We start from the raw sequence: 26,483 nt of genomic DNA, 5'->3' as shown, positions 1-26,483 counted from the left end.
ATTACTCCACCCTCATGACAGACTTAGAAGAGAGAACAAATGTCTCTTGAAAGGATCTCCAAACGGGATTTACCATGTTGACTGGGTAACTAATCTCAATTTCAATATTTTCCCCAGGAATTCTTGCAGTAGAGGATATAGAAATGCTAACTGAATTGGAATCCAGACCTGTTGTTGCATTATTAATGGAAGTGATGACCTCAGAATTTGATTTTCCAACACTGGCCACTCTAGCACCCTCTCTAGCGGCATGCTCAAGTGCGATTGCTGCAAAAAGAACCCTCCCCATGTCAAACATCCCAAATAATAGAAACAAGATTAAAGGAAGAATAAGTGCAAATTCTACTAGCGATTGACCTTTTTGAGATTTCATATAAGTCCTCCAAAACAATAAAGACTTAAAACTCCTAAAGCAATTGGCACTCCATATGGAATGGAATGTTTAGCCAAAACTTTTTCCCCTTCCAAAGCAGGCTGCTTGTAAAAGAAACGAAACATTATGTTTCTTATAAAGAACAATATGTTCTTATTTTTCAAAAGAAGAATGATGGCAAACACTCCTCCGATTATCGCTGTATATAGAAAGGACTGAAATACTAGTTCTCCACCAATCATCGCACCTATCGAAGCCAGCAGCTTCACATCCCCTGCCCCCATTCCTCCAAATGCAAATGGAATAAACAGAAGAAAAAAACCTATAAACAGGCCTATAGCACTAAAAAGTAATCCATCGATGCCTGAAAGATACGTATTGTATGCTAAACCAAATAGTATCGCTGGGATTGTCACAGCATTTAAGATTTTTCTGTTTTGCAAATCTGTCAGAACAGAAATACCTAATACGAAAAATAATACTATGGTGATGAGCATGCTTTGCCTCCTTCACTATTAAAAAATAGCTCTGCTTTTTGTTGAAGCAGAGCTGTTAATGTTATTTCTTTTTCCCCCAGAGCTGATCTGAAATATCCTTAAATACATCATTTAGTGCGTCTCCAACTGTCGCAACTGCACTTATTACTGCTAATGCAATTAAACCAACAAGCAATCCATATTCTGATAAACCTTGCCCATCTTCTTCTTTAAACAAGCGAATCATTACATCCTTCATCGACAATTTCCTCCAGTCATTTTGTTCTTTATTTAGAACTTAGTTTGATAATATAACGAACTACCTAAAAAGAAAACTTCTGAATTTTGTTGTTTTCAGCCAAATTCTTGTAATTTTCTAACTTTTATTCTTGTTTTCTTCTAATATCTAACTATTTTGTTTTTTAAAACGAATGAGTTTTTCTTTATAATGAACAAAAAGGAACCATTTATATGGAGGGTTTAGCATGTTTATTGAAAAAAAAATAATACTTAAATCAGCAGATACGATATTTAGCAGGCTAATGGGATTAATGTTTAAAAAGGACTTGCTTGATGAGGGGTTGCTGATTACTCCCTGCAATAGTATTCATATGTTTTTCATGCGTTTTCCTATCGATGTCGTTTTTCTTGATAAAAATAATTGTATCGTTCTATGTATAAGACACTTTAAACCATGGCGGGTGTCACCTATTGTAAAAAATAGTTATTCTGTGTTGGAACTTCCGATAGGTAGTATTGATGAGTTTTGTCTAGAGGTCGGGAAATGTGTAACTCTTAAAACCGATGGGGCTAATCTTTCTATTGAAAAGATAACTTCATAAACATAAAAATTGCCCACAATCTTTTTCCAAGACGTGGGCAATTTCTTTTAATATTTCAGCATATCAGATAGCAAATAATGATAAATCAGCTTTTCCGTATTTTCAATAGAGCTTGTATGGGTTCGCTCGAAGGCATGGGATGATTCAATTCCGGGCCCAATCAACCCGTGAATAATATCGTGGCCGGACCGAATCGCAGCTGAAGCGTCTGATCCATAGAAGGGATAGATATCAAGTTTATATTCTATTTCGTTTTTTTCTGCCAAAGATACTAAATGCTTACGTAATCCATAATGATAAGGTCCACTAGAATCTTTTACACAAATGGAAACGGTATATTCATCAGATGATTGACCATCTCCAAGTGCCCCCATATCAACAGCCAAATATTCTACTGTTTCAGGAGTAATATTGGAATTCCCACCATACCCAATTTCTTCATTATTGGATATTAAAAAATGAGTGGTATATGGAAGCTTCACTCTCTGGGTTTTAATATGCTTTATTAGCTTTAACAAAATGGCAACACTTGCTTTGTCGTCTAAATGCCTTGATTTTATGTAGCCGCTCTCTGTCACTTGCACACGTGGATCGAAGGAAACGAAATCGCCTACTTCGATTCCGAGCTCACGAACATCTTTTTCATTCGAGACTCTTTCATCAATGCGAACTTCTATGTTTTCATCGTTTCGGGGAGCATCTCCAGCGTTTTTATAGACATGAACCGATGTTTGGCGCATTAAAATTGTCCCTGTGTACGTTTTTCCGGACGCTGTTTCTATTTCACAATATTCGCCTTCCACAGAATTCCACCTAAACCCACCGATAGTTGTTAGCTTTAATCTGCCATTTGGTTTAATCTCTTTCACCATCGCACCTAATGTATCCACATGTGCTGTTAGCATTCGATGCTCTTGGTGATTTGCTCCTTCAATGGTCGCAATTAATCCACCTTTTCTGTTACGTGCGATCTTCACATCGTTTGCTCGAAGAAACTCCTCCACATGTGAAATAACTTTTTCGGTATTTCCTGATGGACTTGGTATGGTCACAAGCTCTTTTATAAGTTTAATGGTTTCCTCCACATTTGGCTGATAATTCATTCATACACTTCCTTCCTGTTAAAATTTATGACATCACTCTTAGCATAATGGAAAATCCTGCACAAGTATAGACTTTGTCAAGGGATTTTCACGCCATAAAACATGGCTATTATCTTTGCATTCGGACATTTCAGAATACCTCTATATGATTTCAGCCTGTATATAGTATAATGGATTTCAAATATTAATGCTTCGTAAGGAGGGCTCACATGTTGGACACTTCCATAAAACTATCAGAATATCTACTAAAAAAAGATATTCAAAAAGGATGGGATTTACTTAATGAAGCAATAAATTGCGGTCATCATAGTGCATTTATTTACGACTCTCTCATACGTGATGCCATGTATCATGTTGGAGAGCTATGGCAGGAAAACAAAATTAATGTTGCTGAAGAACACCTTGCAAGCGCCACGTGTGAATATCTTTTAGCAATGTATGCTCAATCAAATTTAAAAAAACAATCATCGGATAAAGATACTTTCCCTCGCGTATTACTATTTTGTATTGAGGGCGAGGAACACAATCTTGGGTTAAAGATGGCTTCTTCCCTGTTTAAAGAGTTCGGGTGGGATGTGTATGACCTTGGAGATAATTTACCACTTGAATACGCTAAATACAGTCTGCAAACATGGAAACCAGATGTAGTTTGCTTGTCAGTATCAATAAGACATTATCTGCCAAAACTAAAAGAAACCTTACATACATTAAAAGAAATTAGTCCTTCCACCACGTTTATTGTTGGCAGCCGTTTGCACGATGAGTCAGCCTTTTTGTCGTGCTGTTTACCAGACACTTTGTTAGCAAAAGATCTTGATTACCTTTATCAATGGCTTTTAAGCTATCAGAGCCAAATGAAAGAATGGAACAGAGGAGTGATGATGTAATGTACCGAATTCCGGTTCCCTATTTAAAGCTTACTGATGACTTTAAAATTGTGGATGTGTCCCAGCCAGTCACTCATATCTTTCACCCGGTAATTAACTTCTTAGACCTTGTGGACCTTGAGAGCAAACGTAAATTCAAGCAAATTCTTCAAACAACGTCTATAGGTACAATGGAGGTCAATTTAAAAACAATAGAGTCTCCTACATCTTTGTTTAAAGTATTTTACAACTACCAGAAAAAGGATAAAATGATTCATTTAGTCTGTATGTCTGAAGATGCATCTTATCATACAGTGCAAAGTGAACTAAAAGAATGGCGACAGCTTCTTAGTGAAGAAGTAATTGATAATAATAACCGTCTTATTTAACATATTGACATTTGCAACTTAAAGTGTATAATAGAGTTTTGGGCAAACACCCAAAAATTATTAGTAACTTGATACAGAAAGGAAGAACGTTATGACATTCTTATGCTTTACGAATTATTCACAAGGATGCACTGGCGTTCCATATAGTTTTTCTCAGATAGCTTAATCGATCTGGCACGGTCTAGGAGCCGTAAGGACGTATGAGAGGTAGGGCTTACGTTGTTTAAGTAAGAAAACTACCATGGAATTTTAACCGCGGCAAACGAATTTAAATTCTTTTAATCACTATATACTATTGATTAAATCATGATTAATCAGATATTCAAAATAACCTTTTGAAATAGCATACTTGTGAAGAAGCAAGTTACTAATTAGCGCTTAAGTTAGCGCCACTAAACATAAGGAGTCAGGCTTATCTTTTAGATAACCTGGCTCCTTTTTCATTTGAAGCATTAGTAAAATTCGTGTATAATATAATGCTGTGTTTGTATTACAAGGGGGGATTAGATGTCTTTCACAAGCTTACTTTTAGCAAAAGAAGAGACAAAAGATAAAGAAGAGTTGAAAGAGGAGTTAGATCAATTAGAATTTCAAATGTTTCGGATGAAAGAAAACATGAAAGAAATCGCAAAAAAATGGCAGGTTATTGGCATTGACCAAACAAAAGAAGAAAACTGGGTGGTAGTATATACGAACGATGACCCGCACACCTGTAAAATAATGCTTAATGACTGCGAATCAGCCTATCGCGGCCATTGGGACTTCTCTATCCAAGCAACATATAAAGATAACGGTACTCTTTTCATCGGAGATATTAAAGGCCCAGAAAACAAAGGCTATGGCTCCATTTGTATGGACTATTTAAAAGAAGTAGCCAAAGATCAAAACGTTCATACCATTACAGGAGATATTGCTAAGAGAGACTGGGATCACCTTGAACGACTGGTTCATTTCTATAAAAAACACGATTTTGATGTAGAGTTGGACAAAGAGACAAAATCAGGAGAGATTGTCTGGCAGCCCTACAATTAACGGAGGTTTAACGATGTCCATTAAAGTTTTCGGCTCTACCATCGATCACGAAACGCGCTGTACACATTATCATTCCAAAAAGGATATCATTGCAATTAAATTTTATTGCTGTGGGGAATATTATCCGTGTTATCAATGTCATGATGAGCATGCTGATCATCTTACTACTGTTTGGCCAAAACAAGAGTTTCATCGTAAAGCGATTCTCTGTGGATGCTGTAAGACAGAAATGAGCATAGAAGAATACAAGGAATGTGATTCAGTATGCCCTTTTTGCAAGGAAGCCTTTAATCCAGGCTGTCAGCTGCATGCTCATCTTTATTTTGAGGTTTAACTGAAATAGTATAAAAGACAGGCGAAGTCACCTGTCCATCTTTTTCAAGTTTAGTCATCATCTTCATCATCATAAAAACCACAGCCACAGTTACTAGAACGCTCCTCTCTAAATACCCTTGGAGCTACAAAAGAATCGTCTTCCTCATCTCTGAAACAAGAATGGAAATGACAATGACAGCAACAATAGCATTTGCATTTCTTTTTACACTCAACATAAACGACACCCATGAGATTCACCTCCTCTATTGTTTCTAGTAAATTTTATGCAAAATGATAGATTTTGCTTGTACGAATATAACAAAATAAAAAAATAGACAGACGCATGGAGCGCCTGTCTATTAACTCTATTGATACTTTTCAAGTGCAGATTGAAGCTTTAATGCCAATCCTATGTCTCCCGTAACTTTTAACTTTCCTGTCATAAAAGCCATTGTTGTGTTAAAATTTCCAGCGATCATTTTTAAAATATTTTCGTCCGATAATTGTAGTGTGCAATCTGGCTGGGCCACTTCGCCAAGTTGCATCGCAACCTGGCCATTTTGGAATTGAATTTGATAAATCTTTTCATCACTTAAATTGAATTGATAGATTGCGTTCAACCTCTGGATACCTTCAGGATTCCCATTCATTTTCTCAATTAACTCTTCAAATGCTGCTTGTACACTCATTTTTTATCCCCTTTTAGAAATAGTTAATATTCTTATTTCGTTATAGTTTTTCAAATCCCTTTTTTCCAAATGAAAAACTTTTCTAATAATTTGTTCTCATATCAAGTACCGTATCATACATGTAGTATAACGCTTAAGGAAATGAGGGAAGGTATGGAAACTTGTAAAAGCTGTGCTTGTCATTATTTTAAAGATGCAAAAAAAGGAATATCATTCTTATTGATATTAGACGGAAGTAATGAACCATTATCTTTAGGTCAAACTGAAAGGCCAACCGAACTTTCATTTGTCTGTTTCAAAGACAACTGTTGCGTGACTTTTTCTTACCTAACAGCTGAAAGAGAAGTACAGCTTGTTATCCTTAATTGTGAGGAAATTGCCGTTGTTATTCCGTTAGACTAACCAGTTGGAGGGAAACTATGGAGAAGAGTAAGGCTAAATCACAACCAAGTAAGTGTAATAGCTGCTTATGTGACTTTTTTAAAGAGGCAAAGCCTGGACAACGATTTACTCCAATTTTAAGAGGACAAAGCACACCGGCACCTATCATTCTAACATTTATTAAATATGATCCAATGACATGTTGTGTTACTTTTTCATTCGACGAGGAAGGTTCGACTCTAATCGCTTATGGGGATTGCAACAAAATAGCTGGAATTATTCCACTTTCATAACAAACACGAAGAAAAAGACCACTTCCAAGGAAGTGGTCTTTTTTGGAAAACCCTTTGTTCCGAAAGGGTTTCATAGGGTTTGGCACCCAATGATCTGAGAGGGATTCGAACCCCCGACCCCTACCCTGTCAAGGTAGTGTTCTCCCACTGAACTATCAGATCGCAAATAAGTCGTATAACTTATTATAGTTAGCAGGAGCTTGATTGTAAAGCATTTTTTCTTAACTAGATACAATCAGTTAATTTTGATATTCTTTCTCTTTTCCCCCTGAAGAAAAAGCATCGATTAGTAAGATGATTGCTGTTACCGTATGAAGCGCCCAACCCAGTAAAAACACCCATGCCAAAAAGGAGGTTACTATTCCCCAAATACTGCCGTGATACTTTTGTCCTTCCTTTATCGAAAGTAGAAGGGTAATGATATGTAAAATCAACATAATACCTAAAGGAGCATATCCTGTTCCCATGACTACCAATCCACCAATAACAGGAATAGCCAAAAAACCTTCTAACCCACCTGTGATCCACTTTAACGTTGTTGATGCCTTCATAAAAACACCACCTCTAGTTTTATTCCAATTATATGCCAATATGGCATGAAAGCAACAAGAATATACGTTCGCGCGCTAAAGATTATTTTTCTTGAAGTTACTTGTACATATATGTTATTCTGTAAAGAAATACATTTTTTTAGGAGGGAGATAAATGAGAGACGTCACGTTAACCGAGATTTTCAAACACCCTATTACACAAAAATATTTAAAACGCTCAGGCTTTGCTCACGCTCTTGAAGTGGCAAATCATGCGTTTCATCTTGCCTTTAAATATAATGTAAGTGTAGACTTGGCAACAAAATCTGCTCTATTACATGATATTGGACATTATGAATGGTATCGTCAGGGAAAATGGGATTACGACCGTTACCGCGAGAACGATATTCACGCAATTAAGGGTGCAGAACGTGCCCATAAGCTTTTGATTCGCCTCGGAGAAAATCCACAAAACGCTAAACAAATAGCAGTTGCCATTCTCCTTCACACCGATTCTTATTTACCAGAAATGGATGTGAAAAGAAGTCCGTTACAAAAAGTCGTAAAGCTTGCTGATGAAATGGACGAAGAAAAAGGTGGCATGCATCATTACAAGCAGATTGACCAGGCAACGGCGCTTGAAAAAATTCAACAATTAGATCAACTTGTTGAGCATTACCTTCCAAGGCAACAGCTTCCTACACCTACTCAAGAAAACACCATATAAAAAAAGAGGTAGCATTGGCTGCCACCTCTTTCCTTGCTAGATACTGAAAGCCCTTACTCTACTACTTTTTCTAAATCCTCTATTACTTCCTCGTAAGGTACATCAAGACCACTATAGGACTCTCTTACAAATCCTTCTTTATCAATTAAATAAAAACTTGTGCTATGCATATATTGATCAGAGCCTTCTTCTTTCGCTGCTGGAACCAAAAAGGATACATTCGCAAAGCGTTCAATTGTTTTTTGATCATACCCAGTTACAAAGGTCCATCCAGAAAAGTCCGGTTTATAAACCTTCGCATATTCCTTTAGTACAGAGGGTGTATCCTCCTCTGGATCAATGCTAAACGAAACAATCGGAACTTCTACTCCTGCTTCTTTCATTTCTCTTTGCATCTTTGCCATATTCGCAGTCATCGGAGGACAAACTGTATCACAATTAGTGAAAATAAAGTTGGCAATCCAAAATTCCCCTTGTTGCTCCTTTGTGCGGAAAGGCTCTTCATCTTGCGTGACTCCTTCTAATTCGTCAACCTCTAGCTTCATGGAGAACTCATCATCTAAATTAATTTCCTTATCTGTACACCCTGCTAGGATAAACATCGCAAGAAGAACAAACAATAGTATCCAATGCTTTTTCATTTCATCAATCCTCCGTACTTAGAACAAAAGCGCAATGCGCCCGTTTTGTGACGTACAAACTTTGTCTAGTTGTAGCGGCTACTTTTGTTCCAGATATCCACAGAAAAATTTTTTGTGGTTTCCTAAACAACAAAAAAAGTGTCGAGACTATTATAGCCTGACACTCTATGAAAATGCTAGTCAACAAACCTCGTATCAATAAATTCTGTAAAATCCGGCTTCTCTTTTAAAAACTTCAGATCAAAAGACGAATTCGCAAATTCCTGAACTACTTCTGCATCTACTTCATGGGTAAAGCGGATGCGTTCCCACGCGGAGTCTACTACCTCCTTTGACAGTTCTTGGTTAGTCAAATCTTTTATAGAACTGATGGCAATCTCCTTTGCTTCCTCAGGATTTTCAGAAATAAAATCAACAGACTGCTGATGTGCGGTAACTAGTTTTTGTACCAGTTCGGTATTACTTTCTATTAATTTTCCACTAGTTACAAAAATCGTATTCGGAAGTGTCGTACCAAATGAAATTTCATCACTATCTACTAAAATGGTCGCACCATGCTCAATAGATAAAAGGGAAGCCCATGGTTCTGGTACAGCAGCAGCATCCACCTTGCCTGACTCAAACATCCCCCCATACTGAGCTGGGTTTCCGGTAACATGCTTCATTGTCCCTCCAATACGGGCAGACGTTAATCCGAAATCCTTTAAGAAGGTTTCCATTTGTACATCATGTGTACAGCCAATTCCTGGTGTGATAAAAGTAGCACCATCAAGTTCTTCAATGGAAGTAATTCCACTTTCCTTACTTGCAATAATGACCGTTCCACCAGAGGAAGCACCTGCTATCACCTTCACATCCGCTCCACTAACAAAGTTGTTCATAGCAGGACCCGGTCCTACTAGACCTCCATGGATGTCTCCAGTTTTTAGTGCCGTCATAAAGGCTCCACCATCAGGAAAGGTTTTGTATTCCACTTCAAAGTTTTCTCCTAATGCCTTTTCATACATTTTCTTTTCCCGTGCCACCATGGCAGGCACATGATCGATATTTGGGAAATAACCGATCACAATTTTTTCTTTTCCATTTGTTCCTCCTGTGTTCGAGCCACAGCCAGCAAGAATCCCCACCACTAGCAAAAACACCCCAATTAGCATTAACCAACCTTTTCTCATCGCGATACCTTCCTCTCCTCTGCTCTACATCATGAATCTAAGCCCCAGCGGCGAATTACATTTTTCTCAAAACGCTGGAAAATAACTAAATCAACAACAGAACCAATGACACAAATAATGATAATAACACCAAACACAAGACTCATCTGTCCAAAATCAGCTGCATACTTTAACGTATAACCAAGACCAGGTCCCATACTAAGTAGTTCAGCAGCCATCAAGGCTCTCCAGGCAAATGCCCAGGCTAGCCTTGCACCCGTTACGGCATAAGGAACCGATGCAGGTAAAATAATTTTCCAGAACATTTCAATTCCTGATGCACCCATGGTGGATGCGGCTTTTGTATATAATGGCGGAACACTTTTGATTCCCATGCGCATGTTAATGGTCATGACAAGCGTTCCACCGAGAGTAACAATAAAAATGATGGCTGTTTCGTTGAATCCAAACCAGATGATCGCCAGCGGCAACCAAACAATACTCGGAACACTTTGGAGGGCAAGAACTAAGGTACCTAAGGTTTCATCGGCAGTTTTTGATTTCGCTAATAAGATTCCTAGCAAAGTTCCGATGATAAGTGCCAAGGAAAGTCCAACTCCAAGCCTCTTAAAGCTTGCTCCAAGATCATATAGTAATGTTTTATCCATAAAACCATTGTATAAAGCAACTGCTACATCAGTTGGCTTTGGCATCACAACTTGTGACCAGCCAATAATTAACACCCCTACCTCCCAAATGGTAAACAGCAAAGTGAAGAAGATGAGGCGTTTTACACCTGGCTTCATAACCTCAACTCCTCCTGTACTACCTTCTCTATTTCTTCTTCCAACAAACGGCTTATCCTGGTCTCTAGAATTGCTACCTCTTGAGCTGTCCGCTCTCTAGGCCGCTCTATATCTACATGAATATCTGCAATGATCGTTCCTGGTCTTGTTCCCATCACAAGGATTCTGTCAGATAGCTTAATTGATTCATGGATGCTATGAGTGACAAACAGTACTGTTTTCTTTGTTTGCAGCCAAATGGTTTCTAGCTCATGCTGAAGACGCATCCGTGTTTGTTCATCCAACGCTCCAAATGGTTCATCCATTAATAGGACAATAGGATCCATTGCAAGTGCACGTGCAATGGCTACCCTTTGCTGCATTCCACCTGAAAGTTCATGAGGATACTGCTTTAGATTGCTGCTAAGCTGCACCATTTTTAAATATTGGAAAGCTCTTTGTTGCCTCTTCTCTTTATTTTTTATATCGCGTATGGCAAATAAGACATTCTCTTCCACTGTCATCCATGGAAACAGGGCTGCTTGTTGAAAAACCATCCCTCGATCTTTTCCAGGCTTTTTAATGACGGAGTTTTTCAATCGGATTTCTCCCTCACTTGGCTTCAATAGCCCAGCAACTATGGAGAGTAGCGTGGATTTCCCACATCCAGACGGGCCTAGAATGGAAACAAATTCTCCTTCTTTAATATCAACGTTTATTCTGGAAAGGACGGTCTTCTCTATACTTTGAAGTGTATAAGTTTTTGAAATATCTGATATCTGTAAAAACAACTGTTTTCACCTTCTTTATCCTTTTCCTATAATTCTGATTAAATTAATCGGATTAGTTTGATAAAATATATTATATAACGTATGTTTCAAAGGTCAATATATTGACAGAAAATTTTTTATCTTTTCACTACATTCATACGGATGCTCAAATTCTACACTTCAGGAAAAATATGATAAGATAAGTCATAAAGCGCTTACCTACACATAGAGACATCATGGGAGGTTATTAATATGAAGAAAAATATCGGGCGTATCGAGGAATTTTCGTTATACAGCAATGAATTAAAGGAAGAGATGACCTTAATGGTGTATACACCTGCAAATTATTCTCCTCTTTATAAATACAATATTCTAATTGCACAGGATGGGAAGGATTACTTTACCCTCGGCCGAATTGGCAGCACAGCGGATAAGCTACTTGAGGCAGGAGAAATTTCCAATACCATCATTGTTGGCATACCTTATAAGGATGTGAAGGATCGGTGGAGCAAGTATCATCCTGATGGGGAAAAAAACGGTGCCTATATACGGTTTTTGGCGCACGAGCTAGTGCCTTATTTGGATGAAAACTACCCTTCTTATCAAATGGGAATGGGACGTGCATTAATTGGTGATTCCCTAGCAGGGACTGTATCTTTAATGACAGCACTATCTTATCCGCATACCTTTGGTAAAGTCATCATGCAATCACCGTATGTGGATGAAAAGGTTCTTCAGAAAGTCGAAGAATTCGGACAACCCTCCTTCCTCTCGCTCTATCATGTGATTGGGACGAAAGAAACAGAGGTACCAACTACAAATGGAGAGAAGAAAAACTTCATTGATCCAAACAGAAAGCTACATGAATTGATGAATGAAAAAAGCTTTTCTGTTCATTATGAGGAATTCGAAGGCACACATACATGGACATATTGGCAGCCAGATTTAAAGAAAGCTTTGCCTTTGATACTATAGTAAGCAGCAAGTTATAAACTTACCTCGATTCTTTTCTATTCTTTTGAAAAAATTTAAGATAAAATAAAAGTAGTAGGAAATATAGATATTAGGAGGGATATTGGATGAAATATGGAATCGCTATTTTTCCAACAAAAAAATTACAGGACCTCGCAAATTCATTTCGCAAGCGTTACGACACACATTATGCGCTAATTCCACCGCATGTGACGCTGAAAAACTCGTTTGAAATTGATGAAAGTGATATGAAATCTGTGACGGATGAGCTTGCAGCTATTGCAAAAGAAACCGCTCCTATCCCTTTAAACATTTACAAAGTGAGCTCGTTTGCTCCTGTAAATAATGTCATCTATTTAAAAGTAGATCCAACGGACGAATTAATTCAATTTCATGAAAAACTTCATTCTGGATCCGGCTATTTCCAAGATAACCGTGAATATGCCTACGTACCCCATATTACCATCGGTCAAAATCTATCAGACGATGAGCACTCTGATGTTCTTGGAACGTTAAAAATGACGAATATAGAGCATGAAGAGATGGCAGACAGATTTCACCTATTGTATCAACTAGAAGATGGTATGTGGACCGTCTATGAAACATTCCGTTTTGGAAAGGATGCTTAAGCCTTGCACGTACAAGTCGTAAACACAGAAGAAGCGTTACAGCATGCATATGAGGTACGTAAAACCGTTTTTGTAAACGAACAACATGTTCCAATAGAAGAAGAAATAGACCAATTTGAAAAAGATGCTACCCATTTTGTTTTGTATGATGAAGATAAACCAGTGGGAGCGGGCCGTTTTCGAATTTTAGAAGGAATTGGAAAGGTAGAACGCATTTGCGTACTTCCATCCTATCGCACCAAAAAAGGGGCCGGAAGACAAATCATGGCTACCATTGAAGAGTATGCGAAAATGAAAGAAATCCATGTTCTAAAATTAAATGCCCAAACACATGCGGAACCATTTTATACAAAGCTTGGCTATGAAACCGTTTCGGATATTTTTTTAGATGCTGGCATTCCACATGTAACAATGACGAAAAACATATAAAAAGGATGTCTTTTTGCAGGGTAACCTACAAAGAGACATCCTTTTATTTTTTCATACTTCTTGCTATCTTAAGAAATACTACGTGTATGGATACTAGAAAAGGATGACGAAACAGCTATGCTAATGGACTTTGGTCGAATTACAATAGAACTAGTGGTTGGTTTCTTTGCTCTTTTTATCATCACGCAGTGGCTAGGGAAGACACAAATCACCCAAATCACTCCCTTTGATTTTATCTCGGCACTTGTTCTTGGGGAACTCGTTGGAAACGCACTTTATGACAATGAGATTGGAATAGAGAAAATTCTCTTCACGCTTGGACTCTGGGGGCTATTGATATTTTTACTAGAAACGATCACACAAAAGTGGCGCAAGACGAGAGGGTTTTTAGAGGGTAGACCTTCCATCGTCATACATAAAGGGGAAATCAATAAAAAAGAGCTTAAAAAAGCCAAGCTCGATATCGATCAGCTCCGACATCTTCTACGCTCGAAAGGAGCCTTTTCGTTACAAGAAGTGGAATATGCCGTACTTGAAACAGATGGGACAGTGAGTGTGTTAAAAAAACATCCGTACGCTGCACCTGTTAATGAAGATTTTCAAATTCCCTCCCGAAACGTAACACTTCCAGTACCTGTGATTTCTGACGGAGAAGTGTTGTCTGATAATCTAGATGAATTCAACCTTAAAGAGCATTGGCTGCTTCAGGAATTAAAAAAGACAGGCTACCATACCCCATCAAAAATTGCTTATGCTGAGTGGGAGGAAGGGAAACCTATCTTTGTCATTCCTTATTCACAAGAGGATCGGACTAATAACTGATTTTGGTACAGATGAAATTCAATGACGTTTTCCTGCATTAATTTTGTCAAATAAGCCGTTATAGCGGTGCGAAATAGCATAAAGGACGGCGCGTTTTTAATAGTAATACCTAGCTCTGTACATCCCATAGTAACCAGTGTTTCAATAGTGATACCTTGTTTTTGCTCTTGAATGAAACCTACAAGCATTTCTTCAACTTGTTGATGCACTGCTATGTTTTCTTCGATTGTATGTATAAAGGCTTCTTCATACCTTCCATGTCCAGGGACTGCCCCTTTACATGAAAGGTTTTTTATTTTCCTTAACGAAGAAAACGTTTGGTTTGCATCCACAATAAAGGGGATTTTATGCTTATGTAGAATATCTGCACCGAAGTAAGCATCTGCTGCAAAAAGAATATTTTCTACCACGACACCGTATTGAAAATAACTGTGACCAGGAAGCGAAATGGTTTGAAAGCTCCCCCCTCCGTTTATCTCAAAGGTTTTCTCTTCTGATACGACCCTATCCACTCTCATGGGTTTTCCTTCTAGAAACTTACTTCGCCATTCTTCCAAAGGGTGGGCACCATGAAACAAATAAAGAGGCTCTAGCATCGGGTTTTGTAGAATTGCGGATTCAAAATGAGGAGCAAACGTGTAGATATCGCGCTCACGTTGTAGATACGCTGCCCCACCATAATGGTCTGCATGGGCATGGGTTATAAAAAGATGCGAGAGAGGCAAGTTCATCTCTTCAAGCTTTCTTACTACAATCTTCATGGCCTGGTCTTCAAGGCCTGCATCAATTAACATTCCTGCATCGTTAGAAAATCTAATATACCCGATATTCACTGCTGCATGAAAGTAATATACATTTTCAGTAATCTTAAGTAACTCCATTTGTATACCCCTTTATCTTGAGAGAAAGCCATATTTTGAATAATTTACACATATTCTTGAAAAAGCTGACCTTTTCCTGTGAGCTGCGCTAATAATTTATCGTATTTTTTATCATCTGAAGCGTCTTTTTTCTTTATAAAACTTGGTTGCTTTAAATTTTGATGCACTTCCTGCCAGGTTAACTGTGAATCCAACTTGTAAAAATGAGGACGGATGACAGGGTCAAGCTTAATCCCTTCCTTCTCAGAAACAGTTCGGTTTGCATATTGCGTATAAGCATCCATTTGGACTGGTAGCAAATAGCCCATCCTATTCTCCCCTTTCTGAATCTACCTAACATTTTCCCCAAAATAGCGAAGAACAAACTTTCACTTACACATGTTTTCTCTATATATTATGTGATACGATGTATAAGATTGACCGGAAAAAGGAGTCTGTACATATGAAGTCAACCTATTCAAATAACAAAACGATGTTACTCGATAAGCTGCCAATCTTTACTAAAGAACTTACGAAGAGATCTACCAGTTTAAGTGGGTTTTTCCATAGATTACAAGAAAAAAACATCTTTTTAGATGAAGCTCAAAAGCAAGCTGTTTCTACAGTTGAAGGTCCCCTTTTAGTGTTAGCAGGAGCGGGAAGCGGAAAAACAAGGGTGTTGACGTCTCGAGTCGCATACATGATACAAGAATACCGTATTGATCCAAAATCCATCATGCTCATTACCTTCACCTCAAAGGCAGCAAAAGAAATGAAAGACAGACTCTCTCTTTATGATGATCCTGGCAAACATACTAATTCTCCTCTTTTATCCGGAACGTTCCATAGCATTTTTTATAGAATTTTGACGCATCATCAGCCACAGCGTTGGAATGGAGAAAATCTAATAAAATGGGATTGGCAAAAGGAACAGTTTTTAAAAACCGCTGGAAGGAAGATGGGCTTAGATGAGAAGGACTTTCCATATGACCAAGCCATTCAGCAAATCGGTTATTGGAAAAATAATATGGTGCTCCCTAACAAGACTTCAGCTGTTACAGAGTTAGAGCAGAAATTTACATCGCTTTACCAAGAGTATGAAGAATGGAAAAACACAAAAAATGTTTTTGATTTTGACGATATGTTGCTTGGCTGTTATACGCTTTTAGTAGAAAATCCTGCTCTCTTAGAAAAATATCAGGCTCGTTTTCAGTACTTTTTAATTGATGAATTTCAGGACATAAATAAAGTACAGTATGAAACCATGAAGCTGCTAGCCAAAAGCGGCAATCTTTGTGTGGTTGGAGATGATGATCAATCGATATATGCGTTTAGAGGAAGCAGCCCTGACTATATCCTTAATTTTCATCATGACTATCCTACAACAAAGGTTGTCACCCTTTCAGCAAATTATCGGTCTACACATGGAGTGGTTGCAGCTGCCAACGAAGTAATTGTGAAGAACGAAAGTCGCCGCCTTAAGAAAATGGTGGCTCAACGGGATAACAAGCATTTACCATTCCTTTTGTTTCCTCGTGATGAAGAAGAAGAAGCAACCCTCATTGTCCAAAATTTAAAAAATTTCTTAAGTTCAGGTGAGCAATTTCCTGACGAATTCGCGATCTTATATAGAACTCACACTGCAGCAAGAGCCATTTTTGAACGCCTGTCCCAATCTGGCCTTCCCTTTAGGATCGATCAAGACTTTGAGAGCTTTTATAAAAGAAGAGTAGTGAAAAGCATTCTTGGATTTTTACGATTAGGCCTTGATAAGGACAATGTCTCTGCCTTAGCAGATATCTTGCCTGCCCTTTTCTTAAAGCAATCCCATCTTCAGGATGCAAAGGCAATCAGTATTTTAGAAGATTGCAGCTTGGTAGATTCCTTGGATAAACTGACAAACATTCAACCCTTTCAGGCAAAAAAACTAAAGCGAATTCTTCCTTTATTCAACAGTTTGCAGGCTGTTTCCCCTTCCGTTGCGCTTGAGATGATTGAAAAAGATATGGGCTTTGATGATTACATAAAAAAACGTGGCAATGAAGGGAATACACTAGAGAAGGGATCTGATGATGTACGCGACCTAAAAGTTGTCGCTAGAAGTTTTAAAAGTGTCCAGAGCTTTTTAGACCATGTAGACGATATGATTGCTAAAACGGACGAAATGAAAAAGCTTAGTAAACAATATTCAAGAGCAATTCAGTTATCCACCATTCACAGATCGAAAGGCTTAGAATATAAACACGTCTACCTACTCGGAACGGTGGACGGATCTCTCCCACACGATTTTGCATTAGAAGCTTATAGAAATGGGGAAAAACAAGCTTTAGAGGAAGAACGTAGACTCCTCTACGTTGCCATGACAAGAGCACAAGAGAGCTTATCCATTTCCATCCCTGAAACGAGGCGAGGGAAAAAAGCAAATATGAGTAGGTTTATTAAAGAAATTCTCTAATCCACCAGGCAAATCCTTCTTTTTTCGTAGGATTTGCCGTTTATTTTTGTCAAGAGAACTAGCGGAAATTTTATTATTTTTTTCTTCCTAAAACTGCGTTTAACACCCTTGTAACTGGGTATGTACCCCATATAAAGGCAAGACGAAAGGGGTAGAATTAGTGAAGCCAACGAGTACTGTTTGCTCATGCTCGATTAGCAATCTTTCGGATGATTTATTAATCTTCGCATATGAACATGCCATTCAAGAAAAATTAGAAAAACATTTTATTGACTTGTTAGAAACGGAAATGAAAAATAGAAGGATTTTGTCTACTCAGAAATTGGAAAAATTCATCCCTTCCCTGCAAAAAAATGATACAATTTTAAATAGATAGAAAATTTAGTGCAAGGGGAGAATAACATGACGCAAGAGGTGCAAGAAAATCTAAAATACGATTTCCATAGAAAAACTGCTGTTACCTTATTCAATCAAGTGTGGGATTTGATGGAAAAAGAAGACCGTACGCCAGAAGAAGATTTTCAGATGATACATAAAGCACATGCTTCCAGGTTTCACTGGGGAGAAATTGGAGAACCTGTCAACTTTTCCAGAGGAGAATGGCAGATATCAAGAGTATATGCCGTATTAAAACGTGCTGAGCCTAGCCTCTACCACGCCAAAAGAAACATGGACATCTGCTTAGAGAACGATATAAAGGATTTTGACTTGGCATTTGCATACGAAGCACTAGCTCGTGCATATAGCATTGCTTTAGACCATAAAAATAAAGAAGCTTTCTTAAAGCTTGCTACAGAAGCAAGCTTTCACATTGAAAAAGAAGGAGATCGCAAGCTTGTGCTTAGTGATTTGGCTACCATTTAAAAAAACATCTGCCTTCCCATTTAGGTTGGCAGATGTTTTCTTATTTTTTCTTCTCATTTAGCATTTTAGTAATGGTCCCCATATCAATAGGTTTGTTTCCATTAATCAAAGTATGAACGATTTTATCTTCTAGTTCTTTAGGTACTTTTTTGTTCGCCATTGTTGCTACACGAGAAACAAGATTTCTGATCGTTTTTTCATCTTTGAAATTTGCGTTCTGCATGGAGTTCGCTAGTTCAAAGACATCCTTCATGTTTACCCCTGTTTTCTTTTCTATGCCCTTAAAAAGATTATTTTCCACACAACATCCTCCTCTCGGATATATCTCATTGTATGAAAATGCTAAAGGGTTGGTGACTACATAAAAAAGGAAAGCATAGGTGCCCTTCCCATACCTTCCTACTTTTCAATCATCATTAATAAAATTTAGATGCACCTACGATAATTAAAAGGATAAATAGTACAACGATTAAAACGAATGTACCACCGTAGTTGCCGCCGCACCCGTAACCGTACGCACCACCTACACCATAAGGATAGCCTCCATAATAACCCATAACCTCGCACCTCCTTGTGAAGTTTCCCTATTACTATATGATAGATGTTACAAAACGGTATGGGCGCATACAGAATAATGCCTTTTTATTTTTTTAAATGAACACACAAACGTACAAAAAAACAGAGTGATTTCACCCTGTTTAGCCTTCCAACCATTTTTCAAGATCGGAAATATGTTTGTTCAGTTTTTCTTCGAACGAGATAAAATCTTGATTCAAATTATTTGCCTTTCCTAACCCTTCTTCTATCCCCCAACGATCAAAAAGGAAACGTAGATGCTCTTCCCCAAAGTCAAATTCACTCATATGTTTTCACCTCTTTGATATTCTATGTAGAAATACCAAAGAGGTGGCTTCTCATTTCAATATTGGGCGTAGGATAGTTTCGGTTTCTTCTAAGCTAAAGGCGGTATTTTTGTAAAACACTCGGGCTTCATCAGAAACGGCCGTAACAGCTAAAAACTCAAAGTCGCTCACACATTTTTCAAGTGTCACCATTGTTAATAGTCTGTCTTTGTTTTTAGGTGATTCCAACTGATCGTTGTACAAATCAATTTTCATGTTCCCAAAGGTGTCAATCTGAGCTAAAAATACATCCTTTAAATGAAGCTTACGCTTGTTTAATTCCATCTCTACCCACTCAGGATTTAAACCTAATTGAGTAAGGGGATGCTCAAGGATATCGCCGTCCATAATAATTGTTTTTGGTTCCTTTTCCTCCACCGCAGCGTTAGGATGAAGATCGCCATAAGTAATAGGCTGTTTAAATTTCTTTAATAATACGCTCAAATCACCGTTAGACTCTAAAGTAGCAAATTCAATGTCATCGACCTCAAAGATGTCTTTTTTTCGGAGTTGCTCTAAAAATTCATCAATCGTATATTTTTCTTTTCGCAGATTTCCTTCTAATATTTTTCCATCTCGTACAAAGACAGTCGCGCTGCCCTCCAAAAAGTCGCGGAACTTTTTGTTTTTTAATGATATTCTGGATGTTATTAATGGAAACAAGGACCATATCAACACACTTGTTACGCCATTTTTTATATTTAGATCTGCATCCATTGACAGCGTTCCAGCAATGTCACCTACTGTTATTCCCACAATGTACTCAAAAAAAGACAGCTTTGAAAGCTGCTTTTTCCCTAGAAGCTTTGTTATGATAAATAAACCAATAATAATAGAAAAAGATCGAATGACAATCTCTATCCACTGGGGCAATCAAACCGCCTCCCTACCAACCCTTAACTGGATTTGCTCTCTAAATCCTGTAATCGTTGATCAATATTACTCAAAATAGTATCGATTTTCATCATAGATTCATGATAAGTGTTTTTTACAGCATTCCCATCTGCTTCTGCTGCATACACTTGCAAATTGTTACGAATCATTTTCAGACTTGCCTTGTTATGGGCTAACAACGTTCTTTCATCCATTTTCATTATCCTTTCGGTTTGAAAAGTAATGCTCCGATAAAACCAAACACGATCGCAGCGGAAATACCTGAGCTCGTCACCTGGAACATCCCTGTTAAAACCCCCACAAATCCATGTTTTTGTGCTTCTTCTAGTGCACCATGGACGAGAGAATTTCCAAAACTCGTAATAGGAACAGTCGCACCAGCTCCTGCAAAAGCAATTAAAGGTTCATATAGGCCAAGACCATCTAAAATTGCGCCACTAACAACGAGGATACTTAACGTATGAGCTGGTGTCAGCTTACATACATCAAACATTATTTGACCAATCACACAAATCAAACCGCCAACAACAAACGCCCAGAAAAATGATAATAGCATCAGTGCATCCCTCCCATTTCAATAGCCACAGCATGTGCGGTACATGGAATCGATTCTTTTTGTTGAAAGGACACAGGAGAAAGCAGCGCACCGGTTGCTACCACTAAAATACGTTGATAAGTGCCCTTTTTCATTTCATTTAGTAAATGTCCATATAAGACAACTGCTGAACAACCTGGTCCGCTTGCCCCTGCGAGAACTGGCTGACTTTTATCATAGATTTTCAATCCACAGTCCTGGTATTGTTGGTCTTCTATTTGTAATCCCTGTTCCTTTAATAAATCAAAGGAAACCTGCCTACCAATTTCACCAAGGTCGCCTGTAATGATTAGATCATAATAGGAAGGATCTCTGCCTGTATCCTTAAAATGGGCGGAAATGGTATCAACAGCAGCAGGCGCCATTGCCCCACCCATATTAAACGGATCCTTCAGTCCCATATTAACTACCTTTCCTATTGTAGCAGCCGTGACACAAGGACCTACTCCTGTATTACTGATAAGTCCCACACCAGCTCCTGTAACCGTCCATTGGGCAGTTGGCGGCTTTTGTCCTCCGTATTCTGTTGGATAACGGAACTGTTTTTCCACCGCTGCATTATGACTTGACGCTCCTGTTAAACAATAATTTGCCCCACCATAATTCACCATAAAGCTTGCTAATGCCAATCCTTCCATCGAAGTAGAACAGGCACCAAATACGCCAAGATAAGGGATTTCTAATGTTTCTGCCGCAAAGTTAGAAGGTGTCATCTGATTAATCAAATCGCCCGCAAGTAAAAATTGTACCTGTGATAAGTCAATGGCTGCTTTTTTTACTGCCGTCTGACATGCTTCTTCCAACAGAATACGATGTGCTTTTTCGTAGCTATCCTGCTCTAGCCATAGATCCTTATGTAGTCGATCAAAATCATCTGCTAGAGGTCCTTTTGCTTCAAATGGTCCACCAACTGTCGCTGATGAGAGAATAACTGGCTTATTAGAAAACAGCCATGATTGCTTTCCCTGTAGCATTAAATCCCTCCTAAGGAAATGATGGTGGTTTTAATTAGTGCAACGACAAAGGCGGAGAATACGCCAAAAAGAATAACCGATCCAGCTAGTTTAAACATATTGGATCCCACTCCAAGCACATATCCTTCTGTTTTATGTTCAATACATGCTGAAATTACCGCATTTCCAAAGCCAGTTACAGGTACAGCACTTCCTGCTCCACTAAATTGAGCAATCCGGTCATATACTCCAAAGCCTGTTAAGAGCATGGCAATAAATATCATCGTTGCTACAGTAGGATTTCCCGCTGTCACTTCCGTAAAATTAAAAAAATAAATATAAAACAGCTGTATTGCCTGTCCAACGATGCAAAATAGGCCACCCACGAAAAAGGCTACAACGCAATTTTTCCAAACTGGCCTTTTCAACTCTCTCTTTTGTTCAAATTGCTGATATTGCTTTTGCTCTGGTGACAGCTTAGAATCTTTTCCACTCACCATTGCCACCTCCTACTTTTCTTCTCGTAATGTTTTCATTTTATCTATTCTTTTTTCTAATTCTTTTTTAGGAACAACCTTTTGTTCAATATCTCTTCTAAGTCGCTCTATCTCCAAACGCATTTTCATGTCATGTGACACCACAACGTTCTCATCAGGAAATTCCTTCTCTAAGGCTTTCTTTACTTTCTTCTCAATCTTCTCTGTAAAGAATTTTTGGTATTGTGTTACGTGAAAGGCAACAACCAATTCATCTTCTGTATCAAAAGCTACTGCCCCTTTAACTTCTTTAAAATCCTTTGCAATTTCCTCTGCTCGCTTCTCTTTACTCGACGTTTCCTCTTTAGCATTCGATGTGCGCAAAAGTGTATCCTCCATGCGCTCCTTCACTTCTCCATTGCCACAACCTATTACGCTTAAAAAAAATAGTAAGATACAAAGCATACGTAAAATTCCGCTCATCTTTTCACCCCATTTACAACATCCTTGTTTAGGTTAATATTCTAATCCTTCGTCAAAAATATGTATGGTTCCATCAACAAAAAAAGCCCTCATAAAAAAGAGGACTTTTATCCTATCAGTTTTTCCACGACACTCTCTATTATTCCCGCTACTCCTGCTGCTGCAAAAATTAGTAACACCGGCTTACCGGCCATAGGATAAAACATAATCAATAAAAACAATCCCGTTGTTACCCACACACCTGTGCACCAATAGCAGCTAAGAAGCTCTCCCATCCAGCGTCTTAAGCCCTTCCCTTTTATGACAATATACTCTTCTATCTCGCCGTGCTCATTTTGTTCTTCCCGTTCTTCTAGAAAAGGCTTACGAATAAACCCTGCTATTTTGTCAAACACAATTAATCGTGTGATTCGGAAGCTTGCTAAGCCTAGCATTAAAAACCAAAACCAACTCTCTAACAAAAGAATTTCCCCCTTTCATATTGATAATATGTATGAAAGGGGGAAATAGTAATGAATTAAAATTCTTCCGTTATGATTTTTTTCTTTTTTCCACAATTACATCCGGAGGACTTTTTCTTCTTTTTTTGTGCTAATGTTTTGGAAGAAGTGATGATTTGCATCGGTTCCTTTGCGTAATGGTTGGAGTGAGAATAATGATACTTCATGCGAAAACCTCCATTTGTTCATAGTTAAGATACTATCATCTTATGCATGGATAACAAAAAGGGTTTCCGCGCCTGTACCAGAACGGTTGCTTAATTGTTTTTTTTCAAATTATTATAAAACCATGACTGCATTCTCTTGCTTTCTGTGAAAGTGTTCTGCTTTTTTTCTGTTAAACCCAAAACAGAGGTGGAGTCATGGACGAGCGTGTCATTTTTTTGTTCCAAATCACCTACACACATATTTAACTTTTCGATGTCCTCCACCAAAAGGCTGTTTTCATCCTTCAGACTTTTATACTCTGTTTGTAGCTCCTCTAGTTCCTTTTGAAAGTGCATGTTTTCCTTTTCCAGCTTTTCATTAATTTCTGCTACTATCTGATAACCACTTTGATCTCTGTTGGAGCGCTCGATTTTTTCAATGAGCACCTTGACCGTTTCCTTGACCATATCGTATTCTTTTTCCAGGTCTTCATTTATTTCTGTTTGTTTGGCTAGTTCTCTTTGTAATTCTTCCATTTCACTTTGAAGACGTTCTTTTTCATCTATGGCCTTTAAATGAGCATCCCGCTCCTTTTCACATTGTTGTTTCAACGCACTAAACTCTCCGCTAATGGTCAGTAGCTTTGTCTGATTATCTTCCTTCCATTTAGAAAGCTCTTTTTTAATCTGATTTGCTTCATGTAGCATTGCACTGTTTTTCTCTTTCAGTATCTGACATTGTTCCTCTAAAAAACGAATCGTGGATTTATATTCTGAGCGTTCACTTTCTACCTTTTTAAAAAATTCTTTGCTTTTCAGCCGTTTTATATCGGAAGTAAGGCGCCGTACTTCCGCACCAAGATGAATAATCTTCTGCTGTAAAATCACCTTGTTGTCTTTATCAGAGCTTTTCATGCTTATCCCTCCCAAAAACTCTCCCTTCTTACAAGTAATTCCTTTAAAGCCAAGAATATGACTACAAACTTGCAAAAAAGAAATTTGGGTTTTTGTCTCGGCACACTTACCCACCAAATTCATACTATACAGTAGCCCCGTAACCCAAATGGGTAATAAAAGTATAGGAGGAGTTTTTAGTGAGTCATAACGAAACTGAAAGAGTCTGTATAAAGGCTCGAAAGGTTTACGACTGGGTTACTCGCCAATTAGATGTTGCACTAAAACCTATCTGCAAAAACGACCTTGATGGCCTTTTTGCATGTAACCTAGACCACGAAGAAGATGACAACATAGCAGACATTTTGTGTGATAAAAAATTAGGACCATTGTCTGTTAAGTGCTTCTTATCCGATGATAACGGTCATAGAATTGATACGTTATCACATCACCATCACCGTCATCATAAAGGTCTTGTGTGCAAAGAAATCGAGCAAGCGGGAGGACGTCCTGACGTTGAAGTAGAAATCGACGGCACAGAGATCATCCTGCAGCGCGTGAAGGTTCTAATCAAAGGCTATGTAACTGTTCATATCGTAGATGAAATGGGTCAGGTAGTATGTTGCTCAGCACCAATTCCATTCGCAACAGTGCAAACATTCTTACTTTGCGCACCAGAAGGAACTGAGCTTGACTGCCATGTAACATTCTTTGAGTGTGACGCGAACCTTATCGCTACACCAGATCTTTCTCAACTAGACATCAACTTAATCTTGTGCCTAGACATCCAAATGGAAGCTGACGTAAAACTAGAAGTAGAAGCTAGAATCTGCAGACCACGTGAAGAAATCATTGAAGGACTACTATGCCCTATCAAAGAATTCCCACCACAATGTCCTGAGATATTCCCAGCACATACTAGAAGACGTAGATAATACCCTATTTAATAAAGGAAGATATCATACCTTTTAATCACCATCAAGGTCCAGGACTACTGGGACTTGATGGTGGTTTTGGTTTATCATGTGACAGCACATGATTACATAAAATAAAACAAGGAGGGATACCATTATGTCATCAAATCAAGACCTACAAATGTCAAAACAAATGATTATTCACTATAGATCGGAGCTTTCCAAATACAAACAAATGCTTGCAGAACTAGATAAACAGCTCGAAAAAGAAAAAGTTAGAAATGGCTATCTTCAAACGAAATTGAAGGATTTAATTGAAAATGACCTTTCTGAAATGCACAAAGAAATCAGCAAGCTCCATAACAAAATAACCTTCTTAGAAGTGGAGCTTGAGGAAGAAAGAAAAGTATATGCCTCACCAAAAGAAAAAACAACACCCATAGCATCTCAAACGACTTTTCATGTAAACGGCTACTTTAATTACGCCATCATCCTGCCAGATAAAGACGAAACCAACCTAACCGTTATAGGCGATCTTCACATTACTAACACAGGCTCACAGGATATTGAAAATCTACTTCTTTGCTTAAAGCTTTCCCCACCTCACACAGCAAGCCTATCTGGAAAAATTGCCACATCCAATATTTTAAAACAAGATCTTGATAACCAAGCCGTTGACTGGATATTTGCAACAGACGACTGGAAAACAAAAATCAAGAACGACGGAGAATACTGGATCTGCTCCACCAAATCACCACATCTTTCTGCAGGCCAAACCCTCTCCTTTAAAGGCTTTGAGCTATCAATACCAAGCGAAGCAAAAGGCAAACTTACATTGGAGGCCTTTATCTACGGAGAAAACCTACCAAATCCATTTGCCTCCAAAAACAAACTATCCATTCATCACCCATAGGCCAACTTACTAGATTACTAGAAAAAAGGCGCTTGTACTAAGGTATTAGCCCTAGCAGATAAACCCTCTAAGAATACATTAATGTAGGAAGTAAAATTCCTAATAACTCAAAATTAGAGGGAGGCAAAAAAATGAGTTTATACTATGAGTATAAGGCTTGTTGTAGCAAGAAAAAGGTTGAGGCGGTTGAAGATCGTAAGTTAGAGTGCTTTTGCAGTAAATTCCTAAAAGATTTTAGAGGTGACACTGTAACACTTCGCTTGATTGCAGGAGATGACCTTGAAAACGTAACTATTGCTTGTATTGATAAAGAAACAGGAATTGTAACTGTAACTAATGAAGATGGTACTTTATCATATGTTTGCTGCAAAGATATCATTGCAGTGCTACCTGAAATCACAGGATAATGGCAGTTTAAT

General features: G+C 38.2%; 42 protein-coding genes and 1 tRNA gene. 18 read left to right on the top strand and 25 right to left on the bottom strand.

The features are described from left to right. Window position 1: 1 nt before the first annotated feature. The 3 genes from FIU87_RS07165 to FIU87_RS07155 all read right to left on the bottom strand — a co-directional run bounded on the left by FIU87_RS07165 (window position 2) and on the right by FIU87_RS07155 (window position 1,108). Window positions 2–373, bottom strand: coding sequence for a TadE/TadG family type IV pilus assembly protein (locus FIU87_RS07165; protein ID WP_152443948.1), 372 nt, complete (start codon window positions 371–373; stop codon window positions 2–4). Beyond that, window positions 370–870 (bottom strand): A24 family peptidase, encoded by a 501-nt coding sequence (locus FIU87_RS07160; protein ID WP_152443947.1) that lies wholly within the window; start codon window positions 868–870, stop codon window positions 370–372. Before FIU87_RS07160 ends, FIU87_RS07165 begins: the two co-directional genes overlap by 4 nt. A gap of 61 nt (window positions 871–931) precedes the next feature. After that, window positions 932–1,108 carry a Flp family type IVb pilin gene (locus FIU87_RS07155; RefSeq protein WP_152443946.1) on the bottom strand — a complete coding sequence of 59 codons (177 nt, stop codon included), beginning with the start codon at window positions 1,106–1,108 and terminating at the stop codon, window positions 932–934. Between the two features lie 226 nt (window positions 1,109–1,334). On the opposite strand from FIU87_RS07155, the gene FIU87_RS07150 reads away from it, so the two are divergent. After that, the gene (locus tag FIU87_RS07150; protein ID WP_152443945.1) at window positions 1,335–1,691 is read left to right on the top strand and encodes a DUF192 domain-containing protein; all 357 of its coding nucleotides are present in this window, start codon (window positions 1,335–1,337) and stop codon (window positions 1,689–1,691) included. A gap of 47 nt (window positions 1,692–1,738) precedes the next feature. On the opposite strand, the gene FIU87_RS07145 is transcribed toward FIU87_RS07150, so the two are convergent. Then, entirely contained in the window at window positions 1,739–2,794 is a 1,056-nt protein-coding gene (locus FIU87_RS07145) for a M42 family metallopeptidase (RefSeq protein WP_152443944.1), read from the bottom strand. 209 nt (window positions 2,795–3,003) lie between these two features. On the opposite strand from FIU87_RS07145, the gene FIU87_RS07140 reads away from it, so the two are divergent. From FIU87_RS07140 to FIU87_RS07125, 4 genes are all read left to right on the top strand, one after another. Continuing rightward, the gene (locus tag FIU87_RS07140; protein WP_152443943.1) at window positions 3,004–3,681 is read left to right on the top strand and encodes a cobalamin B12-binding domain-containing protein; all 678 of its coding nucleotides are present in this window, start codon (window positions 3,004–3,006) and stop codon (window positions 3,679–3,681) included. After that, window positions 3,681–4,049 (top strand): hypothetical protein, encoded by a 369-nt coding sequence (locus FIU87_RS07135; RefSeq protein WP_172970985.1) that lies wholly within the window; start codon window positions 3,681–3,683, stop codon window positions 4,047–4,049. The genes FIU87_RS07140 and FIU87_RS07135 overlap by 1 nt, the downstream gene beginning before the upstream one ends. Window positions 4,050–4,556: 507 nt before the next feature. Beyond that, the gene (locus FIU87_RS07130) at window positions 4,557–5,081 is read left to right on the top strand and encodes a hypothetical protein (protein ID WP_152443941.1); all 525 of its coding nucleotides are present in this window, start codon (window positions 4,557–4,559) and stop codon (window positions 5,079–5,081) included. Window positions 5,082–5,094: 13 nt separating this feature from the next. Beyond that, the gene (locus tag FIU87_RS07125) at window positions 5,095–5,415 is read left to right on the top strand and encodes a CHY zinc finger protein (protein WP_152443940.1); all 321 of its coding nucleotides are present in this window, start codon (window positions 5,095–5,097) and stop codon (window positions 5,413–5,415) included. A gap of 346 nt (window positions 5,416–5,761) precedes the next feature. Here FIU87_RS07125 and FIU87_RS07120 read toward each other — a convergent pair whose 3' ends face one another. Beyond that, window positions 5,762–6,085 (bottom strand): SCP2 sterol-binding domain-containing protein, encoded by a 324-nt coding sequence (locus FIU87_RS07120; RefSeq protein WP_152443939.1) that lies wholly within the window; start codon window positions 6,083–6,085, stop codon window positions 5,762–5,764. A gap of 153 nt (window positions 6,086–6,238) precedes the next feature. On the opposite strand from FIU87_RS07120, the gene FIU87_RS07115 reads away from it, so the two are divergent. Then, on the top strand, window positions 6,239–6,487 hold the full coding sequence (locus tag FIU87_RS07115) for a hypothetical protein (protein WP_152443938.1): 249 nt from the start codon (window positions 6,239–6,241) through the stop codon (window positions 6,485–6,487). Between the two features lie 17 nt (window positions 6,488–6,504). Beyond that, the gene (locus FIU87_RS07110; protein ID WP_152443937.1) at window positions 6,505–6,759 is read left to right on the top strand and encodes a hypothetical protein; all 255 of its coding nucleotides are present in this window, start codon (window positions 6,505–6,507) and stop codon (window positions 6,757–6,759) included. Window positions 6,760–6,849: 90 nt separating this feature from the next. Here FIU87_RS07110 and FIU87_RS07105 read toward each other — a convergent pair. Beyond that, window positions 6,850–6,921 (bottom strand) — tRNA-Val (locus tag FIU87_RS07105). Window positions 6,922–6,998: 77 nt separating this feature from the next. After that, window positions 6,999–7,310 (bottom strand): hypothetical protein, encoded by a 312-nt coding sequence (locus tag FIU87_RS07100; protein ID WP_152443936.1) that lies wholly within the window; start codon window positions 7,308–7,310, stop codon window positions 6,999–7,001. Between the two features lie 154 nt (window positions 7,311–7,464). Here FIU87_RS07100 and FIU87_RS07095 point away from each other — a divergent pair, with 154 nt between their 5' ends. Further along, entirely contained in the window at window positions 7,465–8,016 is a 552-nt protein-coding gene (locus FIU87_RS07095) for an HD domain-containing protein (RefSeq protein ID WP_152443935.1), read from the top strand. A 53-nt stretch (window positions 8,017–8,069) separates the two neighbouring features. Here the strand turns inward: FIU87_RS07095 and FIU87_RS07090 are convergent, their stop codons facing one another. From FIU87_RS07090 to FIU87_RS07075, 4 genes are all read right to left on the bottom strand, one after another. After that, complete coding sequence (locus tag FIU87_RS07090) at window positions 8,070–8,657, bottom strand: SCO family protein (protein WP_152443934.1); 588 nt, start codon at window positions 8,655–8,657, stop codon at window positions 8,070–8,072. 176 nt (window positions 8,658–8,833) lie between these two features. After that, window positions 8,834–9,829 (bottom strand): aliphatic sulfonate ABC transporter substrate-binding protein, encoded by a 996-nt coding sequence (locus tag FIU87_RS07085; RefSeq protein ID WP_152443933.1) that lies wholly within the window; start codon window positions 9,827–9,829, stop codon window positions 8,834–8,836. 29 nt (window positions 9,830–9,858) lie between these two features. Continuing rightward, window positions 9,859–10,614 carry an ABC transporter permease gene (locus tag FIU87_RS07080; RefSeq protein ID WP_152443932.1) on the bottom strand — a complete coding sequence of 252 codons (756 nt, stop codon included), beginning with the start codon at window positions 10,612–10,614 and terminating at the stop codon, window positions 9,859–9,861. Next, complete coding sequence (locus tag FIU87_RS07075; RefSeq protein WP_152443931.1) at window positions 10,611–11,384, bottom strand: ABC transporter ATP-binding protein; 774 nt, start codon at window positions 11,382–11,384, stop codon at window positions 10,611–10,613. Before FIU87_RS07075 ends, FIU87_RS07080 begins: the two co-directional genes overlap by 4 nt. 231 nt (window positions 11,385–11,615) lie before the next feature. Between FIU87_RS07075 and FIU87_RS07070 the strand changes: the two genes are divergently transcribed. The 4 genes from FIU87_RS07070 (at window position 11,616) to FIU87_RS07055 (ending at window position 14,215) form a co-directional block, all read left to right on the top strand. Continuing rightward, window positions 11,616–12,338: an alpha/beta hydrolase gene (locus tag FIU87_RS07070; protein ID WP_152443930.1), complete on the top strand. Its 723-nt coding sequence runs from the start codon at window positions 11,616–11,618 to the stop codon at window positions 12,336–12,338. A 104-nt stretch (window positions 12,339–12,442) separates the two neighbouring features. Beyond that, complete coding sequence (locus tag FIU87_RS07065; RefSeq protein ID WP_152443929.1) at window positions 12,443–12,964, top strand: YjcG family protein; 522 nt, start codon at window positions 12,443–12,445, stop codon at window positions 12,962–12,964. Window positions 12,965–12,967: 3 nt separating this feature from the next. Next, window positions 12,968–13,393, top strand: a complete 426-nt coding sequence (locus tag FIU87_RS07060) for a GNAT family N-acetyltransferase (protein ID WP_152443928.1) — start codon at window positions 12,968–12,970, stop codon at window positions 13,391–13,393. 117 nt (window positions 13,394–13,510) lie between these two features. Continuing rightward, on the top strand, window positions 13,511–14,215 hold the full coding sequence (locus tag FIU87_RS07055) for a DUF421 domain-containing protein (protein WP_152443927.1): 705 nt from the start codon (window positions 13,511–13,513) through the stop codon (window positions 14,213–14,215). Here the strand turns inward: FIU87_RS07055 and FIU87_RS07050 are convergent. Then, window positions 14,185–15,096, bottom strand: coding sequence for an MBL fold metallo-hydrolase (locus tag FIU87_RS07050; protein WP_152443926.1), 912 nt, complete (start codon window positions 15,094–15,096; stop codon window positions 14,185–14,187). The genes FIU87_RS07055 and FIU87_RS07050 overlap by 31 nt on opposite strands. 44 nt (window positions 15,097–15,140) lie before the next feature. Further along, on the bottom strand, window positions 15,141–15,404 hold the full coding sequence (locus tag FIU87_RS07045) for a hypothetical protein (RefSeq protein ID WP_152443925.1): 264 nt from the start codon (window positions 15,402–15,404) through the stop codon (window positions 15,141–15,143). 134 nt (window positions 15,405–15,538) lie between these two features. Here FIU87_RS07045 and FIU87_RS07040 point away from each other — a divergent pair, with 134 nt between their 5' ends. The 3 genes from FIU87_RS07040 to FIU87_RS07030 all read left to right on the top strand — a co-directional run bounded on the left by FIU87_RS07040 (window position 15,539) and on the right by FIU87_RS07030 (window position 18,394). Further along, window positions 15,539–17,530: an ATP-dependent helicase gene (locus FIU87_RS07040; RefSeq protein WP_253905532.1), complete on the top strand. Its 1,992-nt coding sequence runs from the start codon at window positions 15,539–15,541 to the stop codon at window positions 17,528–17,530. A gap of 160 nt (window positions 17,531–17,690) precedes the next feature. After that, the gene (sda, locus tag FIU87_RS07035) at window positions 17,691–17,906 is read left to right on the top strand and encodes a sporulation histidine kinase inhibitor Sda (RefSeq protein ID WP_253905531.1); all 216 of its coding nucleotides are present in this window, start codon (window positions 17,691–17,693) and stop codon (window positions 17,904–17,906) included. Between the two features lie 26 nt (window positions 17,907–17,932). Next, the gene (locus FIU87_RS07030) at window positions 17,933–18,394 is read left to right on the top strand and encodes a hypothetical protein (protein ID WP_152443923.1); all 462 of its coding nucleotides are present in this window, start codon (window positions 17,933–17,935) and stop codon (window positions 18,392–18,394) included. 40 nt (window positions 18,395–18,434) lie between these two features. Here FIU87_RS07030 and FIU87_RS07025 read toward each other — a convergent pair whose 3' ends face one another. The 12 genes from FIU87_RS07025 to FIU87_RS06980 all read right to left on the bottom strand — a co-directional run bounded on the left by FIU87_RS07025 (window position 18,435) and on the right by FIU87_RS06980 (window position 24,258). Next, window positions 18,435–18,695 (bottom strand): sporulation-specific transcription regulator SpoVIF, encoded by a 261-nt coding sequence (locus FIU87_RS07025; RefSeq protein WP_152443922.1) that lies wholly within the window; start codon window positions 18,693–18,695, stop codon window positions 18,435–18,437. 115 nt (window positions 18,696–18,810) lie between these two features. After that, a complete protein-coding gene (locus FIU87_RS07020; protein WP_152443921.1) occupies window positions 18,811–18,951 on the bottom strand; it encodes a YjcZ family sporulation protein in 141 nt (46 codons plus the stop codon). A gap of 141 nt (window positions 18,952–19,092) precedes the next feature. Beyond that, complete coding sequence (locus tag FIU87_RS20990; RefSeq protein ID WP_172970984.1) at window positions 19,093–19,257, bottom strand: hypothetical protein; 165 nt, start codon at window positions 19,255–19,257, stop codon at window positions 19,093–19,095. A 51-nt stretch (window positions 19,258–19,308) separates the two neighbouring features. Then, on the bottom strand, window positions 19,309–20,169 hold the full coding sequence (locus FIU87_RS07015; protein ID WP_152443920.1) for a DUF421 domain-containing protein: 861 nt from the start codon (window positions 20,167–20,169) through the stop codon (window positions 19,309–19,311). Window positions 20,170–20,192: 23 nt separating this feature from the next. Continuing rightward, complete coding sequence (locus tag FIU87_RS20985) at window positions 20,193–20,384, bottom strand: hypothetical protein (protein WP_172970983.1); 192 nt, start codon at window positions 20,382–20,384, stop codon at window positions 20,193–20,195. Between the two features lie 5 nt (window positions 20,385–20,389). After that, window positions 20,390–20,746 carry a stage V sporulation protein AE gene (gene spoVAE / locus FIU87_RS07005; protein WP_152443918.1) on the bottom strand — a complete coding sequence of 119 codons (357 nt, stop codon included), beginning with the start codon at window positions 20,744–20,746 and terminating at the stop codon, window positions 20,390–20,392. Then, window positions 20,746–21,759 (bottom strand): stage V sporulation protein AD, encoded by a 1,014-nt coding sequence (spoVAD, locus tag FIU87_RS07000; protein ID WP_152443917.1) that lies wholly within the window; start codon window positions 21,757–21,759, stop codon window positions 20,746–20,748. The genes spoVAE and spoVAD overlap by 1 nt, the downstream gene beginning before the upstream one ends. Continuing rightward, the gene (gene spoVAC / locus FIU87_RS06995; protein WP_152443916.1) at window positions 21,759–22,238 is read right to left on the bottom strand and encodes a stage V sporulation protein AC; all 480 of its coding nucleotides are present in this window, start codon (window positions 22,236–22,238) and stop codon (window positions 21,759–21,761) included. Before spoVAC ends, spoVAD begins: the two co-directional genes overlap by 1 nt. A gap of 9 nt (window positions 22,239–22,247) precedes the next feature. Further along, window positions 22,248–22,697, bottom strand: a complete 450-nt coding sequence (locus tag FIU87_RS06990) for a YhcN/YlaJ family sporulation lipoprotein (RefSeq protein WP_152443915.1) — start codon at window positions 22,695–22,697, stop codon at window positions 22,248–22,250. A 107-nt stretch (window positions 22,698–22,804) separates the two neighbouring features. Further along, window positions 22,805–23,158, bottom strand: coding sequence for a DUF1360 domain-containing protein (locus FIU87_RS06985; protein ID WP_301538659.1), 354 nt, complete (start codon window positions 23,156–23,158; stop codon window positions 22,805–22,807). A gap of 56 nt (window positions 23,159–23,214) precedes the next feature. Further along, entirely contained in the window at window positions 23,215–23,364 is a 150-nt protein-coding gene (locus FIU87_RS20980) for a hypothetical protein (RefSeq protein WP_172970982.1), read from the bottom strand. Between the two features lie 90 nt (window positions 23,365–23,454). Beyond that, a complete protein-coding gene (locus FIU87_RS06980; protein WP_152443914.1) occupies window positions 23,455–24,258 on the bottom strand; it encodes a hypothetical protein in 804 nt (267 codons plus the stop codon). A 179-nt stretch (window positions 24,259–24,437) separates the two neighbouring features. Between FIU87_RS06980 and FIU87_RS06975 the strand changes: the two genes are divergently transcribed. From FIU87_RS06975 to FIU87_RS06965, 3 genes are all read left to right on the top strand, one after another. Beyond that, window positions 24,438–25,172 carry a BMQ_0737 family morphogenetic spore coat protein gene (locus FIU87_RS06975; protein ID WP_152443913.1) on the top strand — a complete coding sequence of 245 codons (735 nt, stop codon included), beginning with the start codon at window positions 24,438–24,440 and terminating at the stop codon, window positions 25,170–25,172. A gap of 136 nt (window positions 25,173–25,308) precedes the next feature. Further along, window positions 25,309–26,064 (top strand): hypothetical protein, encoded by a 756-nt coding sequence (locus FIU87_RS06970; protein WP_152443912.1) that lies wholly within the window; start codon window positions 25,309–25,311, stop codon window positions 26,062–26,064. 131 nt (window positions 26,065–26,195) lie between these two features. After that, complete coding sequence (locus tag FIU87_RS06965; protein WP_152443911.1) at window positions 26,196–26,471, top strand: hypothetical protein; 276 nt, start codon at window positions 26,196–26,198, stop codon at window positions 26,469–26,471. The last annotated feature ends 12 nt before the right edge of the window (window positions 26,472–26,483 follow it).

Origin of the sequence: Bacillus sp. THAF10 (assembly GCF_009363695.1) — a bacterium.
Classification (GTDB): domain Bacteria; phylum Bacillota; class Bacilli; order Bacillales; family Bacillaceae_I; genus Sutcliffiella_A.
This window is presented reverse-complemented; position numbering and strand designations above follow the sequence as displayed.